This window comes from Bradyrhizobium sp. BR 1433, from assembly GCF_051547665.1.
GTDB lineage: Bacteria > Pseudomonadota > Alphaproteobacteria > Rhizobiales > Xanthobacteraceae > Bradyrhizobium > Bradyrhizobium australafricanum.
The window spans coordinates 7,749,703-7,763,865 of sequence record NZ_JBPUGG010000001.1; the positions used below are offsets into that span (position 1 = coordinate 7,749,703).

Annotated in this window: 10 protein-coding genes and 1 pseudogene; 4 read left to right on the forward strand and 7 right to left on the reverse strand. The window is 65.4% G+C overall.

The genetic code is table 11. The features are described 5' to 3' along the window. The first annotated feature begins 44 nt into the window (after positions 1-44). The 4 genes from ACSKB9_RS37285 to cnbZ all read left to right on the forward strand — a co-directional run bounded on the left by ACSKB9_RS37285 (position 45) and on the right by cnbZ (position 6,000). Positions 45-746 (forward strand): TetR/AcrR family transcriptional regulator, encoded by a 702-nt coding sequence (locus ACSKB9_RS37285; protein WP_438079426.1) that lies wholly within the window; start codon positions 45-47, stop codon positions 744-746. Between the two features lies 1 nt (position 747). Continuing rightward, positions 748-1,941 (forward strand): efflux RND transporter periplasmic adaptor subunit, encoded by a 1,194-nt coding sequence (locus ACSKB9_RS37290; protein ID WP_076827115.1) that lies wholly within the window; start codon positions 748-750, stop codon positions 1,939-1,941. An 81-nt stretch (positions 1,942-2,022) separates the two neighbouring features. Next, positions 2,023-5,124 carry a multidrug efflux RND transporter permease subunit gene (locus ACSKB9_RS37295; RefSeq protein ID WP_283062979.1) on the forward strand — a complete coding sequence of 1,034 codons (3,102 nt, stop codon included), beginning with the start codon at positions 2,023-2,025 and terminating at the stop codon, positions 5,122-5,124. A gap of 132 nt (positions 5,125-5,256) precedes the next feature. After that, the gene (cnbZ, locus tag ACSKB9_RS37300) at positions 5,257-6,000 is read left to right on the forward strand and encodes a 2-amino-5-chloromuconate deaminase CnbZ (RefSeq protein ID WP_057017604.1); all 744 of its coding nucleotides are present in this window, start codon (positions 5,257-5,259) and stop codon (positions 5,998-6,000) included. A 110-nt stretch (positions 6,001-6,110) separates the two neighbouring features. Here the strand turns inward: cnbZ and ACSKB9_RS37305 are convergent. The 7 genes and pseudogenes from ACSKB9_RS37305 to ACSKB9_RS37335 form a co-directional block, all read right to left on the reverse strand. Next, positions 6,111-7,000 (reverse strand): annotated as a pseudogene (locus tag ACSKB9_RS37305) (ABC transporter permease). A 4-nt stretch (positions 7,001-7,004) separates the two neighbouring features. Continuing rightward, complete coding sequence (locus ACSKB9_RS37310) at positions 7,005-7,946, reverse strand: ABC transporter permease (protein WP_438079427.1); 942 nt, start codon at positions 7,944-7,946, stop codon at positions 7,005-7,007. Positions 7,947-7,977: 31 nt separating this feature from the next. Next, the gene (locus ACSKB9_RS37315) at positions 7,978-9,489 is read right to left on the reverse strand and encodes an ABC transporter substrate-binding protein (protein ID WP_438079428.1); all 1,512 of its coding nucleotides are present in this window, start codon (positions 9,487-9,489) and stop codon (positions 7,978-7,980) included. Between the two features lie 17 nt (positions 9,490-9,506). Continuing rightward, entirely contained in the window at positions 9,507-10,604 is a 1,098-nt protein-coding gene (locus tag ACSKB9_RS37320; RefSeq protein ID WP_438079429.1) for an ABC transporter ATP-binding protein, read from the reverse strand. Further along, complete coding sequence (locus ACSKB9_RS37325; RefSeq protein ID WP_438079430.1) at positions 10,601-11,590, reverse strand: ABC transporter ATP-binding protein; 990 nt, start codon at positions 11,588-11,590, stop codon at positions 10,601-10,603. Before ACSKB9_RS37325 ends, ACSKB9_RS37320 begins: the two co-directional genes overlap by 4 nt. After that, the gene (locus ACSKB9_RS37330) at positions 11,587-12,297 is read right to left on the reverse strand and encodes a DUF1028 domain-containing protein (protein WP_438079431.1); all 711 of its coding nucleotides are present in this window, start codon (positions 12,295-12,297) and stop codon (positions 11,587-11,589) included. The genes ACSKB9_RS37325 and ACSKB9_RS37330 overlap by 4 nt, the downstream gene beginning before the upstream one ends. A gap of 15 nt (positions 12,298-12,312) precedes the next feature. Further along, positions 12,313-14,118, reverse strand: coding sequence for a gamma-glutamyltransferase family protein (locus ACSKB9_RS37335; protein ID WP_438079432.1), 1,806 nt, complete (start codon positions 14,116-14,118; stop codon positions 12,313-12,315). Positions 14,119-14,163 lie beyond the last annotated feature (45 nt).

A 14,163-nucleotide genomic window follows, 5' to 3' on the forward strand; every position in this document is an offset into this window, starting at 1 on the left:
AGAACCTTGACTTTTGGTAAAGTGAGTGATTACTCACGACCCAAATGTCTACCTTACGCATGACGAGTGACTTGCGGCGTCAGTTGATCCTGAGCGCCGCAAAGCGGTGTTTCGCCCGCAACGGCTTTGCCGGCACCACGACAAAGAGCGTGGCGGCCGCGGCTGCCATTTCGGAAGGGCTGCTGTTCAAGCACTTCCCGTCCAAGGCGGCGCTCTATGCCGAGATCCTTGCCGAGGAGTGCGAGGCGGATCCCGATCTCGCGCATCTGCTCGGGCAGGAGCCCTCGACCGCGACGCTTGTGGAACTGGTGCAAGGCATGGTCGGTCACTTCATGCAGCTGCGTGATGCGCCGGACCAGGAAGAGGCGCAGCGCATGCGGCTGATGGTGACGAGCCATCTCGACGACGGCGAGTTTGCGCGCCTGCTCTACGACAAGGTCGGCAAGCTGATCGGCCCGACCTTCGCCGCCTCGCTCGAGCGGGCGATCTCCGCCGGCGAGGCCACGAAGATCGGCGACGAGCCGCTCAACCTATTCTGGTTTGCGCACCATACCGTGCTGATGGGTGCGCTGACCCAGCTGCCTGCGACACCATGTCTCCCCTACGGCGATGCCGCTGCGGCCGAGCGGCAGCTTTGCCAATTCATCCTTCGCGGCATCGGACTTACCGAAGCCGCAATTTCAACTCATTTGGGCCGCCAGCCGTCGCCGATCGCAGGACCGTCGGTAACTGCAGAAAGTGCATGACATGAATATTCAGACCGAAAGCCACATCTCGGGGCAACCGATCAAGGAGAAGCAAGCCAAGCGTCCCGTCCGCATGGTGCGCTGGTTCATCATCGTAGGCCTGTTGCTGGCCCTGCTCGTCGGTGCGCTGGTCGGCTTCAACGCCTTCCGCAGCCACATGATCGCGCAGTTCTTTGCCAACAATAAGCCGCCGCCGGCGAACGTGTCGGCCGTCGAGGCGAAGACGGAGGTGATTCCGAACCTGCTGACCGCTGTCGGCGATCTCGTCGCCGTGCACCAGGTCAACGTCACGACCGACGTGCCGGGCCGCATCACCGAGATCCAGTTCACCGCCGGCAGCCACGTAAAGGCCGGCACGCCGCTGGTGCAGTTGTTCGACGCACCGGAGCAGGGCGACCTCGCCAACTACAAGGCGCAGGCGACCGTGGGCGAGCTGCAGCTCGACCGCGCCAAGCAACTCGCGTCGCGCCAGTTCGGTCCGCAGTCGACCGTCGATACGGCGCAGGCGGCTTACGACCAGGCCAAGGCGGGCATTGCCAAGACCGAAGCGCTGATCTCGCAGAAGCTGGTGCGCGCACCGTTCGAAGGCGATCTCGGCGTGCGCCAGGTCGAAGTCGGCCAGTATCTGACGGCCGGCACGCAGATCGTGTCGCTGACCGATCTGTCGGTGCTGTACGCCAACCTGACCGTCACCGAGAAGCAGAGCTCGCAGATCAAGGTCGGCCAGGCCGTACGGGTCTCGGTCGACGCCTATCCGGGCCGCACCTTCGAGGGCAAGATCACGACCATCGAGCCGCAGATCGCGACCGACACCCGCAACATCCGGGTGCAGGCCACGATCCAGAATCCGGACAGCATCCTCAAGCCCGGCATGTTCGCGACCACCACGATCGTGCTGCCCGGGAAGCCGCCGGTCGTGACCATTCCCGAAACCGCGGTCGACTACACGCTGTACGGCGACTCGGTGTTCCTGATCACCGAGAAGAAGGGCGACGACGGCAAGACCACCCTGACCGCGGACCGCACCTTCGTGAAGACCGGCAACCGCGTCGAGGGCCGTGTCGAGATCCTCAAGGGTCTGAAGGCGGGGGACAAGGTCGTCGCAGTCGGCCAGATCAAGCTGCAGTCGGGCATGCCGGTTGCGATCTCGACCGATCCGCCGCCGCCGGTTCCGGCCGAACCGCCGCGCTACTGATCTTCATTCATCGAACTCGGAGGGCCATCGGCCCTCCGCCACATCTTGCCGCAAGCCGGCAGAACACGAATCGAGTTGGCGATGGCCTTCACTGATATTTTCATCAAGCGCCCGGTGCTGTCGGTCGTCGTCAGTCTGCTGATCCTGCTGATCGGCCTGCGCGCGGCGATGGTTTTGCCGATCCGGCAATATCCGAATCTTTCGAACACCGTCGTGACGATCACCACGTCATATCCCGGTGCGTCCCCCGAGCTGATCAACGGCTTCATCACCACGCCGATCGAGCAGGCCGTCGCGTCGGCCGAAGGCGTCGACTACATGACGTCGAACTCGGTGCTCGGCACCTCGACGATTCAGGTCTACGTCAAGCTCAATCACGATCCGAACCAGGCGCTCACCGAGGTGCTCGCCAAGGTCAACTCGGTCAAATACCTGATCCCGAAGGAAGCCTTCGATCCCGTCGTGACCAAGGCGACCGGTGACACCATCGCCGTGATGTATCTCGGCTTCTCCAGCGAGGAGCTGACCGGATCGTCGATCTCCGACTATCTGACCCGCGTCGTGCAGCCGGTGCTCTCGACGGTCGATGGCGTCGCCTCGGCCGACATCCTCGGCGGCCAGACCTTCGCGATGCGCGTCTGGCTCGATCCGACCCGCATGGCCGGACGCGGCGTGTCGCCCAACGACGTCGCCGCCGCGATCGCCGCCAACAACTTCCAGGCCGCCGCCGGCCAGACCAAGGGCTTCTTCATCGTCTCCAACGTCTCGGCCAATACCGACCTTCAGAACATCGATCAGTTCAAGCGGATGATCGTGAAGGCGAAGGACGGCGGCTTTGTGCGCATCGAGGACATCGCGACGGTGGAGCTCGCCGCGCAGAGCACGGACGCCAGCGTCGCCTTCAACGGCGAGCATGCGATCTTCATCGGCATCAAGGCGACGCCGCAGGGCAACCCGCTGACCCTGGTGAAGGGCGTGCGCGCGCTGTTCCCCGACCTCGAGCGCAACCTGCCGCCGTCGATGAAGATGAAGGTGGCCTACGATTCCACCAAGTTCATTCAATCGTCGATCGATGAGGTCGAGAAGACGCTCACCGAAGCGGTCCTGATCGTCGTCGTCGTCATCTTCCTGTTCCTGGCCTCGCTGCGGTCGGTGATCATTCCCGTCGTCACCATCCCGCTGTCGCTGATCGGCGTCTGCATCCTGATGCTGGCCGCCGGCTTCAGCTTCAACCTGCTGACGCTGCTGGCGATGGTGCTGGCGATCGGCCTCGTGGTCGACGACGCGATCGTTGTCGTGGAGAACATCCATCGACATCTCGAGGAGGGCCTGCCACCGGTGCAGGCATCGCTAAAGGGTGCCCGGGAGATCGTCGGTCCCGTCATCTCCATGACGATCACGCTGGCGGCGGTGTACGCGCCGATCGGCTTCCTCGGCGGCGTGACCGGCACGCTGTTCCGCGAATTCGCCTTCACGCTGGCGGGCTCGGTGATCGTGTCGGGCGTGATCGCGCTGACGCTGTCGCCGATGATGTGCTCGGTGTTCCTCAAGAGCGCGGAGGAGGGGCGTTTCGCCAGGGTGGTCAATCGCGTGTTCGGCGCGTTGACGCGGGCCTATGGCCGTCAGCTCGACCGTTCGCTCGACTACCGCCCGATCACGGCGCTGTTCGCCGTGACCATCCTCGGTCTGGTCGGCTTCCTCTATATGCACATCCAGAAGGAGCTGGCGCCGCAGGAGGACCAGGGCATCGTGTTCGCGGTGACCAAGGCGCCGAAATACGCCAACATCGACTACATCGATTTCTACGGCGACAAGATGGACAAGGAGTTCCAGAAGTTTCCCGAGACCGACCTGCGGTTCATCCTGAACGGCATCACCGGTCCGCAGGGCGGCTTCGCGGGCATGCTGCTCAAGCCGTGGGATGAGCGCAAGCGCAGCGCGCAGGCGCTGCAGCCGCTGGTTCAGGCCGAGCTGTCCAAAATCGAGGGCATCAGCGCGTTCGCGTTCAGCCTGCCGCCGCTGCCCGGCGGCCCCGGCGGTCTGCCGGTGCAGATGGTGATCTCTTCGACGGCCGGATTCCAGCAGGTGTTCGACCAGATGAGCAAGCTGAAGGATGCGGCGCGCAAGAGCGGCCTGTTCATCGTCACCGACAGCGATCTCGACTTCAACCAGCCGGTGGTCCGGGTGAAGGTCGATCGCTCCAAGGCGAGCGACCTCGGCATCACCATGCAGTCGATCGGTGGCGCCCTGGCGACGCTGCTCGGCGGCAACTATGTCAACCGCTTCAATCTGGAAGGACGCTCCTATCAGGTGATCCCGCAGGTGCCGCGCGCCAGCCGGCTCGCGCCTGAGGCGTTCAACGATTACTACGTCCCGACGGCGACCGGGCAGCTGGTGCGGCTGTCGACCGTGGTTTCGGTCGAGACCGGCGTCGATCCCAATGCGCTGACCCACTACAACCAGCTCAACTCGTCGACCTTCCAGGCGGTGCCGATGCCCGGCGTTTCGATGGGCCAGGCGGTGGAGTTCCTGCAGGGTGAAGCCAAGAAGCTGCCGTCCGGCTTCAGCTACGACTTCCTGGCCGACTCACGGCAATACGTCCACGAAGGCAACCAGCTGCTGGTCACCTTCGCGTTCGCCATCATCATCATCTTCCTGGTGCTGGCGGCGCAGTTCGAGAGCCTGCGCGATCCGTTCGTGATCATGATCTCGGTGCCGATGGCGATCGTCGGCGCCTTGATCCCGCTGTTCTTCGGCGTCGCCACCATGAACATCTACACCCAGGTGGGCCTGCTGACGCTGGTCGGACTGATTACCAAGCACGGCATCCTGATGGTGGAGTTCGCCAACGAGCTGCAGCTCAACGAGGGACTGGACCGCCGCGCGGCGATCGAGATGGCCGCCCGGATCCGTCTGCGTCCGATCCTGATGACGACGGCGGCCATGGTCACCGGCCTGCTGCCGCTGCTCACGGCCTCGGGCGCCGGCGCTGCCAGCCGCTTCTCGATCGGACTTGTGGTCGTGGCCGGCATGACGATCGGCACGCTGTTTACGCTGTTCGTGCTGCCGATGGTCTACACGGTGATCGCGACCGACCACCAGGCCGCGGCCCATTCCGATCGCGCCAAGCAGATCGCCGACTACGAGCTCGACCGTCGCGGCGGCGCGCTGAAACCGACCTGAGCCCTCCAAGCTCATGCTCGCAGGGAAGGCGGCACTGGCGAAAGCCACTGCCGCCTTTTCTTTGTCTCGTGATAGCCTTTGCCGACGGCGGGCAGAAAGCACTCGCCTTAAGGAAATCCGGAGGAAACAGGCATGGCGAGCGAGTTTGCGGCGGGCAACTACCGGTTCATTCCGGCCGTGTTCCAATATTCAAGCGGCGCGCAGGCGAACGCGGGCTATGAGATCGAGCGGGTGCGCTTCGATCGCCTGCTGCCGCTCGCGGAAGGTTTTGCGCGGATCGCGGCCTACATCCGCGACGCCGGCCGGCCGCTGACCGCGTTCTGCGCCTGCGAATTGCGTTCGCCGGCCGCCTTCACCGAAGACGGCTTCCGCGCCTTCAATCAGCACTACGTCAAGACGCTCGCCGAATGGGGCCTGTTCGACGGCACCATTAATCCGGTGGCGCGCAGCAACGTCTGTCCCGAGATCGATCCGCCGGCCGAGCCGTCGTTCCATGCGTTCTCGTTCACGCGGCCGAGCACGACGACGTCGCCCTCCTTCGTGATCGCCGGCGGCGCCGAGGCACGCGGCGGCACCGCCAGCTATCCCGACCGCATCGTTTGCTATCGCGATCTCAGTCCCGGCGCGTGGCGGGAGAAGGTTCGCTTCACCGCGGGCGAGATGGAACGCCGTCTGGCGGAGTTCAGCTTCGGCTGGCAGGAGACGACGGCGGTGCAGGCCTACACCGTGCACGACATCCATCCCGTGCTCGTCGACGAGCTGGTCCGCCGCGGCGCCACCCGCTCCGGCCTGACATGGCACTTCTGCCGCCCGCCGGTGGTCGATCTCGAATACGAGATGGATTGCCGCAGGGTGCTGCGCGAGGTGGTGATCTAGCTTCCGTCGTCATTGCGAGCGAAGCGAAGCAATCCATACCTCCGCATGCTCGGTGACAATGGATTGCTTCGCTTCGCTCGCAATGACGGAAGACTTGGCCGTCGCCGCGGTCACCGCGCCTTCGGGTCCAGCGCGTCGCGCAGGCCGTCGCCGACCAGATTGAACGACAACACGACCAGGAAGATCGCAAGCCCCGGCCAGACCGCCATCCAGGGCGCGCTTGTCAGGAAGCGTTGCGCGGCGTTGAGCATGCTGCCCCAGGACGGCGCCGGCGGCTGCTGGCCGAGGCCGAGGAAGGACAGCGCGGCCTCGGCGATGATCGCAGCCGCAATCGACAGCGTCGCCTGCACCAGCAGCGCCGGCAGAATGTTGGGCAGGATGTGGACCAGCGCGATGCGCCAGCGCGGATTGCCCATGGCGCGCGCCGCCTCCACATAGTCCTCGACCTTGACGCTCATCACCTGGCCGCGGGTCAGGCGGATGAAGATCGGGGTCGCCGAGACGCCGATCGCGATCATGGCATTGCTAAACTCGGGCCGAGGAACGCTGCGAGCGCGATCGCCAGGATCAGGAACGGGCAGGCCAGCATCGCATCGGTGATGCGGCTGATCAGCGCGTCGATGAAGCTGCCGCGATAGCCGGCGACGAGGCCGAGCGGCACGCCGATCGCAAGCGCGATGCCGACCGAGATGACGCCGGCAAGCAGCGAGGCGCGGGCGCCGAACACGACGCGGGCGAACACGTCGCGGCCGAGTTCGTCAGTGCCGAACCAGTGCTGCGCCGACGGCGCCTTGCGTACCAGCGACCAGCTCGTCGCAATGGGATCATAGGGCACGATCAGCGGCGCGAACACGGCGAGCAGGATGAAGAGCGCGATCACGGTGAGCCCGAGCACGGCACCCTTGCGCCGGATCAGCCGCCGCCAGGCGCGCCGCGCCGGGCTCTCGAGCGTTTCGGCGACGGCAAGCGGAGCGAGGGGGCTGAGTGCAGCGTCGGTCATCCGATCAGCCCCTCAGCCGCGGGTTGACGAGAATGTAGGCGATATCGGCAATCAGGTTGAGCGTGATGTAGATCGTGGCCGTGGTCAGCACCACGCCCTGCACGACGGCATAGTCGCGGTTGAACACGGCGTCGACGATCAGCTTGCCGAAGCCAGGGATCGAGAAGATCTGTTCGGTGAGCACCGCACCCGACAGCAGCGTGCCGAGCTCGAGCGCGCCGAGCGTGATGATCGGCGTCAGCGCGTTGCGCATCGCATGCTTGAGGATCACGGTGCGCTCGGACAGGCCCTTGGCGCGCGCGGTGCGGACATAGTCGCTCTCCAGCACCTGCAGCATCGCGCTTCGCGTATGCCGCATCAGGATCGCCGCGATCGCATTGCCGAGCACGAAGGCCGGCATGACCGATGCGGCGAGGCTCGCGCGCCAGTTTTCGCTGAGCGGCACGTAGCCGGAGGCCGGCAGCCAGCCAAGTTCGACGGAGAACAGGAAGATCAGCATGATGCCGAGCCAGAAATTCGGCGTCGAGATACCCCACAGCGCGAACAAATTGGCGCCATAGTCCCACGCGGTGCCGATTTTCACCGCCGAGATGATGCCGGCGGGAATGCCGATCAGGAAGGCGACCACGATCGCCATGCCGGCGATTTGCATCGTAACCGGCAGCTTCTGCGCGATCAGGCTCGACACCGGCATCTTGTTGCGCAGGGACTCTCCGAGGTCGCCCGTGAGCACGCCCTTGACCCAATAGGCATATTGCACCGGAATCGGTTGATCCAAATGGTATTGCCGGCGGATCTGTTCGATGACGGCCGGATCGCGCTCCTCGCCGGCCATGACGAGTGCCGGATCGCCGGGCAGCAAATGTTGCAGCGAGAAGATCAGGAGCGAGACGAAGAACAGCGTCGGGACCAGCTGAACCAGCCGCTTGGCGAGGAAGTTCAGCATTGTCGGCCCCGCGTGTCCTGCGCTGTGGCGATCATTTCAATTTCAGCCCGACCACGCGCACCAATCCGTCCGGCATCTGCCGGTAACCCTCGACCTTGATGGAATGCGCGATCAGGAGTGTGCGGTGATAGAGATAGATGATCGGCTCGTCATTGAGCACGGTCCTGGTCATCTTCTCGTAGATCGCCTTGCGCTGGGCGGGATCGTTGATCAGCCGCGCATCTTCCATCAGCTTGTCGGCTTCCGCGTTGGAATAGCCACCGTCGTTCTGCGGCGCCTTGGTGTGCAGGAAGACATAGGAATTGCCGTCAGGATCGATCCGGCCGCTCCAGTTGATCTGGAACACCTGAAATTCGCCAGCCTGGGCCTGCTTGAAGGTCGTCGCGAATTCGACCACGCGGATCTTGATGTCAAAGCCGGCTTCGGCCGCCATCGACTGCACGACCTGGGCTACGGCTTCGTTCTCGGCGCCTTTGGGGACCATGTAGTCGATGGCGACGGGCAGCGTGACACCGGCCTCCTTCAGCAGCGCCTTGGCCTTGGCAATGTCGCGGCCCCGAACCGGAAACGCCTTCTGATAGTAAGGGTGCGTCGGGCTGACCCACTGATTGCCCGGCGTGAACTCGCCGTTGAAGACGACCTGGTTGAGCGCCTCGCGGTCAATCGACAGATCGAGCGCCTGGCGCACCTTTTCCGACTGGCTGAGCGGCCCCTTGCTCTTGTCGTTGCCGATGTTGATGGTGAGGCCGAGATAGCCGAGCTCAGGTGCGGTCGACAGCACGAGCCGCTTGTCGGCGCGGACGTCCTTGATATCGGTGGCGAGCACGCGCTCGATCAGATCGAGCCCGCCGGATTTCAGATTGGCGAGCCGCACCGTGGCATCGACGATAGGAAGGAACACGATGCGATCGATGAAGACGTTGTCCTTGTTCCAGTAATCCCCGAATTTCTCGAACACCATGCGGTCCTGTTGCACGCGTTCGACGAACTTGTAGGGTCCGGCGCAGACTGGATGCAGTCCGAATTTGTCACCCGCCTCCTTCACCGCCTTCGGCGAAACCATCATGCCGGCGCGGTCGGTCAACTGGGCGATCAGAGGCGAGTAGGGCGTCTTAAGCACCAGCTTGATGGTTAGGGGGTCAACGACGTCGACGTGGTCGAGCGCAGCCAATTCCGGTTTGCGAAACGAGGTCGGCAGCGTCAGATGGCGCTCCAGCGAGAATTTGGCGGCTTCGGCGTCGAACGGCTCACCGTCGTGGAACTTGACGCCCGGCCGTAGCTTGATCGTCATCTCCTTGCCGTCGGCCGAGTTCTCGTAAGACAGCGCGAGCTGCGGAACGATGTTCAGTTTCTCGTCAATGTCGAACAGCTTGTCGCAGAAGGCTGAAAAGACGATGCGGCCGACATAGGTGCGTCCGATTGAAGGATCGAGGATGTCGGGGTCCTCGGCGAGCCCGATGCGAAGTGTCGTCTCGGCACGCGCGCTCGTTCCGCACCAGGTCACGAGGGCCGCCATCAGGACCGCCAAGCGCCAAAATCTCATCGCCAACCCCTTATTCCCTAGGCCTCTGTTCCCTGTGAAATAACCCCAGGCTGCCCCGAGGCTTCCGCCGCATTGAACGCCGCCACCAGCTTTTCCAGTGTCGGCGAGAACCCGCCATCGGAGGGCACGATCGCCTCCGCGCCGGGCAGCTCGCCCGTCCGGTGACAGGCCGTTGCATATCCGGTGCCATCTTCGCGCAATTGCGGCACTTCGCTGCGGCAGCGCGCGATCGCATAGGGACAGCGGGTATGGAAGCGGCAGCCGGAGGGCGGATTGAGCGCGCTCGGCAACTCGCCCTCGAGCACGATGCGGCTGCGCCTGGCGCGCGGCTCCGGCACCGGGATCGCCGATAGCAGCGCACGGCTGTAGGGATGGCGCGGGGCCGCGAACAGCGCCTGTGCATCGGCGGTCTCGACGATGGTGCCGAGATTCATCACGGCGACGCGATCGGCGATGTGCTTCACGACGGCGAGATCGTGCGAGACGAAGATATAGGCGAGCTTCAGGCGGTCCTGCAGGTCGCGCAGCAAGTTCAGGATCTGCGAGCGGATCGAGACGTCGAGCGCCGACACCGGCTCGTCGCAGATGATCAGCTTCGGCTCGACCGCGAGCGCGCGGGCAATCGCGATGCGCTGGCGCTGGCCGCCGGAGAATTCGTGCGGATAGCGCCGCGCAAAGCGCGGCTCGAGCCCGACCAGACGCAGCAGCTCCTCGACCCGCGCGCGGCGGTCCGCGGCCGGGACGAGATTGTGCAGCGCCAGTGGCTCGGTCAGGATCTGGCTCACCGTCATGCGCGGGTTGAGCGAGGCGTAGGGGTCCTGGAAGATCAGCTGCGCGTCGCGGCGGAATGCGCGGAGCTGCTCGGCATTGAGCGTGCCGAGGTCGCGGCCTTCGAAGCGGATCCGTCCGGCATCCGGCTCGATCAGCCGCAGCACCAGCCGGCTGACGGTGGATTTGCCGCAGCCGGATTCGCCGACCAGCGCCAGCGTCTTGCCGGCCTCGACCGTGAAGCTGACGCCGTCGACCGCCTTCACATGGGCGGTCGGCCGGCCGAACAGCGAGCGTTCGGCGACGAAATGCTTGACCAGCCCTTCGACCTCGAGCAGCGCAGTCATGACACCAGTCGCTCCAGCGGCGCGCGGATGCAGCGCGAGGCGTGGGTCGGGCTCAGCAGCGCGAGCGGCGGCGGTGATTTGCTGCAGGCATCCTCGACGAACGGACAGCGCGCGGCAAAGCGGCAGCCGGCGGGCGGGTTCGCCATGTTCGGCACCATGCCCTCGATGGTGGCGAGATGGCTGGTGCGGCGATCGAGCCGCGGGATCGAGCCGAGCAGGCCGACCGTATAGGGATGCTGCGGATTGGCGAACAGCTCGTCGACCGGCGCGCGCTCGACGATTTCGCCCGCATACATCACCGCGACCTCGTCGCAGACTTCGGCGACGACGCCGAGATCGTGGGTGATCAGGATGATCGCGGCGCCGCTCGCAGCCTTCAGCTCCCGCATCAGATCGAGGATCTGCGCCTGCAAGGTGACGTCGAGCGCGGTGGTCGGCTCGTCGGCGATCAGAAGCTGCGGATCGCAGGCCAGCGCCATCGCGATCATCACGCGCTGGCGCATGCCGCCGGACAGCTTGTGCGGAAACTCGTCGATGCGTTTCTCGGGCGAGGGAATATGCACGCGGCGCAGCAGCTCGATGGTGCGTTCGCGCGCCGCGCCGCGGGAGCCGCCGCGATGGCGCAGAATCGTCTCCGTAATCTGGTCGCCGATGGTAAAGCTCGGATTGAGCGAGGTCATCGGCTCCTGGAAGATCATCGCGAGGCGATCGCCGCGCAGGTCGCGCAACGTCTCGTCCGGCACCTCGAGCAGGTCGAAGCCGTCGAAGCGGATCGCGCCGGACACCGCGGCGGATTGCTTCGGCAACAGCCCCATGATCGCGAGCGAGGTCACGCTCTTGCCGCAGCCGGACTCGCCGACCAGGCCGAGCGTGGCGCCCTTGGCGACGGAGAGATCGACGCTGTCGACGGCATGCGTGGTGCGGCCGTCATCGCCCTGGAAGGTGACGCGCAGGCCTTCGATCTCGATCAGCGGGCCTGCTGTCATTTACGGCTCGTGGTTGCCGCCGCGATGCCAGCGTCGATGGTGGCGCGATCGCTGGTTCCGGCCGGGTTGTCGCGGGTCGGCATGAAGCTCCGGAATGGCACCCAGTGCTCGCGGCTGACGGCCTCCAGCCGCTCAAGCTCGCGCAGGGGATCGGCGTGGTCGTCGACGCGCAGGTCGAGGAATGGCCATTCCTCCGCGCCGTGGAGCAGAAGAGCCGCCGATTGCTTGCCGCGCTTGTCCCCGCCGGCCGCTTCGCCGGCGAACATCGCCTTGATCAACCGCTCCGCGAACGGCAGCTTCTCGTTCTCGGCATAGACGCGCGCGGTCTCGTCGAGCACCGCGGGGCCGGCCAGCATGTTGCCGGCGATCGAGAACCCGTCGCCGGCGATATGGCCGAACCAGTCGATGCAGTCCTTGCCGGAATGCGCCGCGATGCGGCCCCTGACGTCCATGACGTGGAGCTGCCGGCTTTCGCGGCCGCTGTCGGGCGCAATCAGCGCCGCGATCACCTCATGCGGGCTGTTGCCGCTGCGCAGCAGCGCGAGGCCGTCGATGCCGTAATAAGGATTGACCAGCGCCTGCGTCGCCACCGCGCCGATCCCGGGTGCGATGTGTGGCACCAGCGCGCCGACCGCGAAGAACCGCGTCGCGACGGCGATGCCGAGCTGGCCGGTGGCGCTGTCGCGGGCGATGATCGACCAGGTCATCTCAAACCTTCGTGTCTAGCGGCCTGCGGCGTATCCCTGCATGCCGCGCGGATTGGCGGCGGCGCGGCGGCGGGCACCGACCTTCGAGGCCGCGGTGAGGCGGCCTTCCGACCAATCGGGACCAATCTCGACCACATGGCCGCGGCGTTTCAATTCGTCGATGGTCGATTTCGGCACGCGGTTTTCCAGCACCAGGACGCCGGGCCGCGAGGTGCGCGGCCAGAACGAGATCGGGAAATGCTCGGAGTGCCAGGCCGGCGCGTCGATCGCCTCCTGCAGATTGAGCTTGGCGTGGACGTGGCGCAGGAAGAACTGCGTGATCCACTGGTCCTGCTGGTCGCCGCCCGGCGAGCCCCAGGAGAGATACGGCTCGCCGTCGCGCAGCGCCATGGTCGGCGAGAGTGTGGTACGCGGCCGCTTGCCCGGCGCGAGCGAGGCAGGGTGGTTCTCCTCGAGCCAGAACATCTGGGCGCGGCTGCCGAGGCAGAAACCGATCTCGGGAATCACCGGCGAGGACTGCAGCCAGCCGCCGGACGGCGTCGCCGAGATCATGTTGCCGGCCTTGTCGATGATGTCGAAATGCACGGTGTCGCCGCGCACCTCGCCGAACCGGCCGACGGTCGGCTCGCCCGCGCCCATGGCGCCGACCGCTTCACGATGCCCTTCGGCGTGTCGCAACTTCACGACGCCGCCGAAGCCCTCGACCGAGCCGGGGCGGAAGTCGAGCGACGCCTTGTCTTTCGAGATCAGCTTGCGCCGTTGGTTGTTATAGGCATCGGACAGCAGCGTTTCGATCGGGATCTCGGTGAATTTCGGGTCGCCGTAGAAGGTCTCGCGATCGGCATAGGCGAGCTTGGCGGCTTCGATCTGCAAATGGATGAAGTCGGGGCCTGCGGGATCGAGCCCGTCGAGCTCAAAACCTTTCAGCAGCGCGAGCTGCTGCAGCATCACCGGACCCTGGCTCCAGACCCCGGCCTTCTGCACGGTGTAACGGCCGTAGTCGTAGGTGAGCGGCGCCTCGATGGTCGGTTGCCAGCGCGCCATGTCGTCGGCCGACAGCACGCCGCGGTGTGGCGAGCCGGAAACGTCCATCACCTCCTGGGTGCGGCAGAACTTGTCGATCGCTTCGGCCACGAAGCCCTTCGACCAGGCCTGCCGCGCGCGCTCGATCTGCGCCACGCGATCGCCGCCGGCGCTCTCCGCCTCGGTCAGGATGCGTGCGTACGTCTCCGCGAGCTTCTTGTTGGTGAAGATGGTGCCGGGCTTCGGCACCTCGCCATTTGGCAAATAGACGTCGGCCGATGTGGTCCAGTATTTCCGGAACAGCTGTTCGACGGTCTTGATGGTGGCCGATGCACGCTCGACCAGCGGATAGCCGTCGCGCGCGTAGGCGATCGCGGGCTCCAGCACGTCGCGCAGCTTCAAGGTGCCGTAGTCGCGCAGCAGCAGCATCCAGGATTCGAATGTGCCGGGCACGCAGGCCGCAAGCAGGCCGGTGCCGGGCACCATCTCGAGGCCCTCGCTGCGATAATGCGCGATGGTTGCCTTCGCCGGCGCCGGGCCCTGGCCGCAGATCACTTCGCTTTTGCCGCGCTTGACGTCGTGCACGATGATCGGAACGTCGCCGCCGGGGCCGTTCAGATGCGGCTCGACCACCTGCAGCGTGAAGGCGGTGGCCACTCCGGCGTCGAAGGCGTTGCCGCCTTTCTCCAGCGTTGCCATGCCGACCGCGGTGGCGATCCAGTGCGTCGAGGTGACGACGCCGAAGGTGCCTTCGATCTCGGGCCGGGTTGTGAACGGATCGGGGTTGATGTTGCTCATGGCGATTGACCGTTCGTCGGTTTGTTGTTGGGCCTTCTCGGCGGG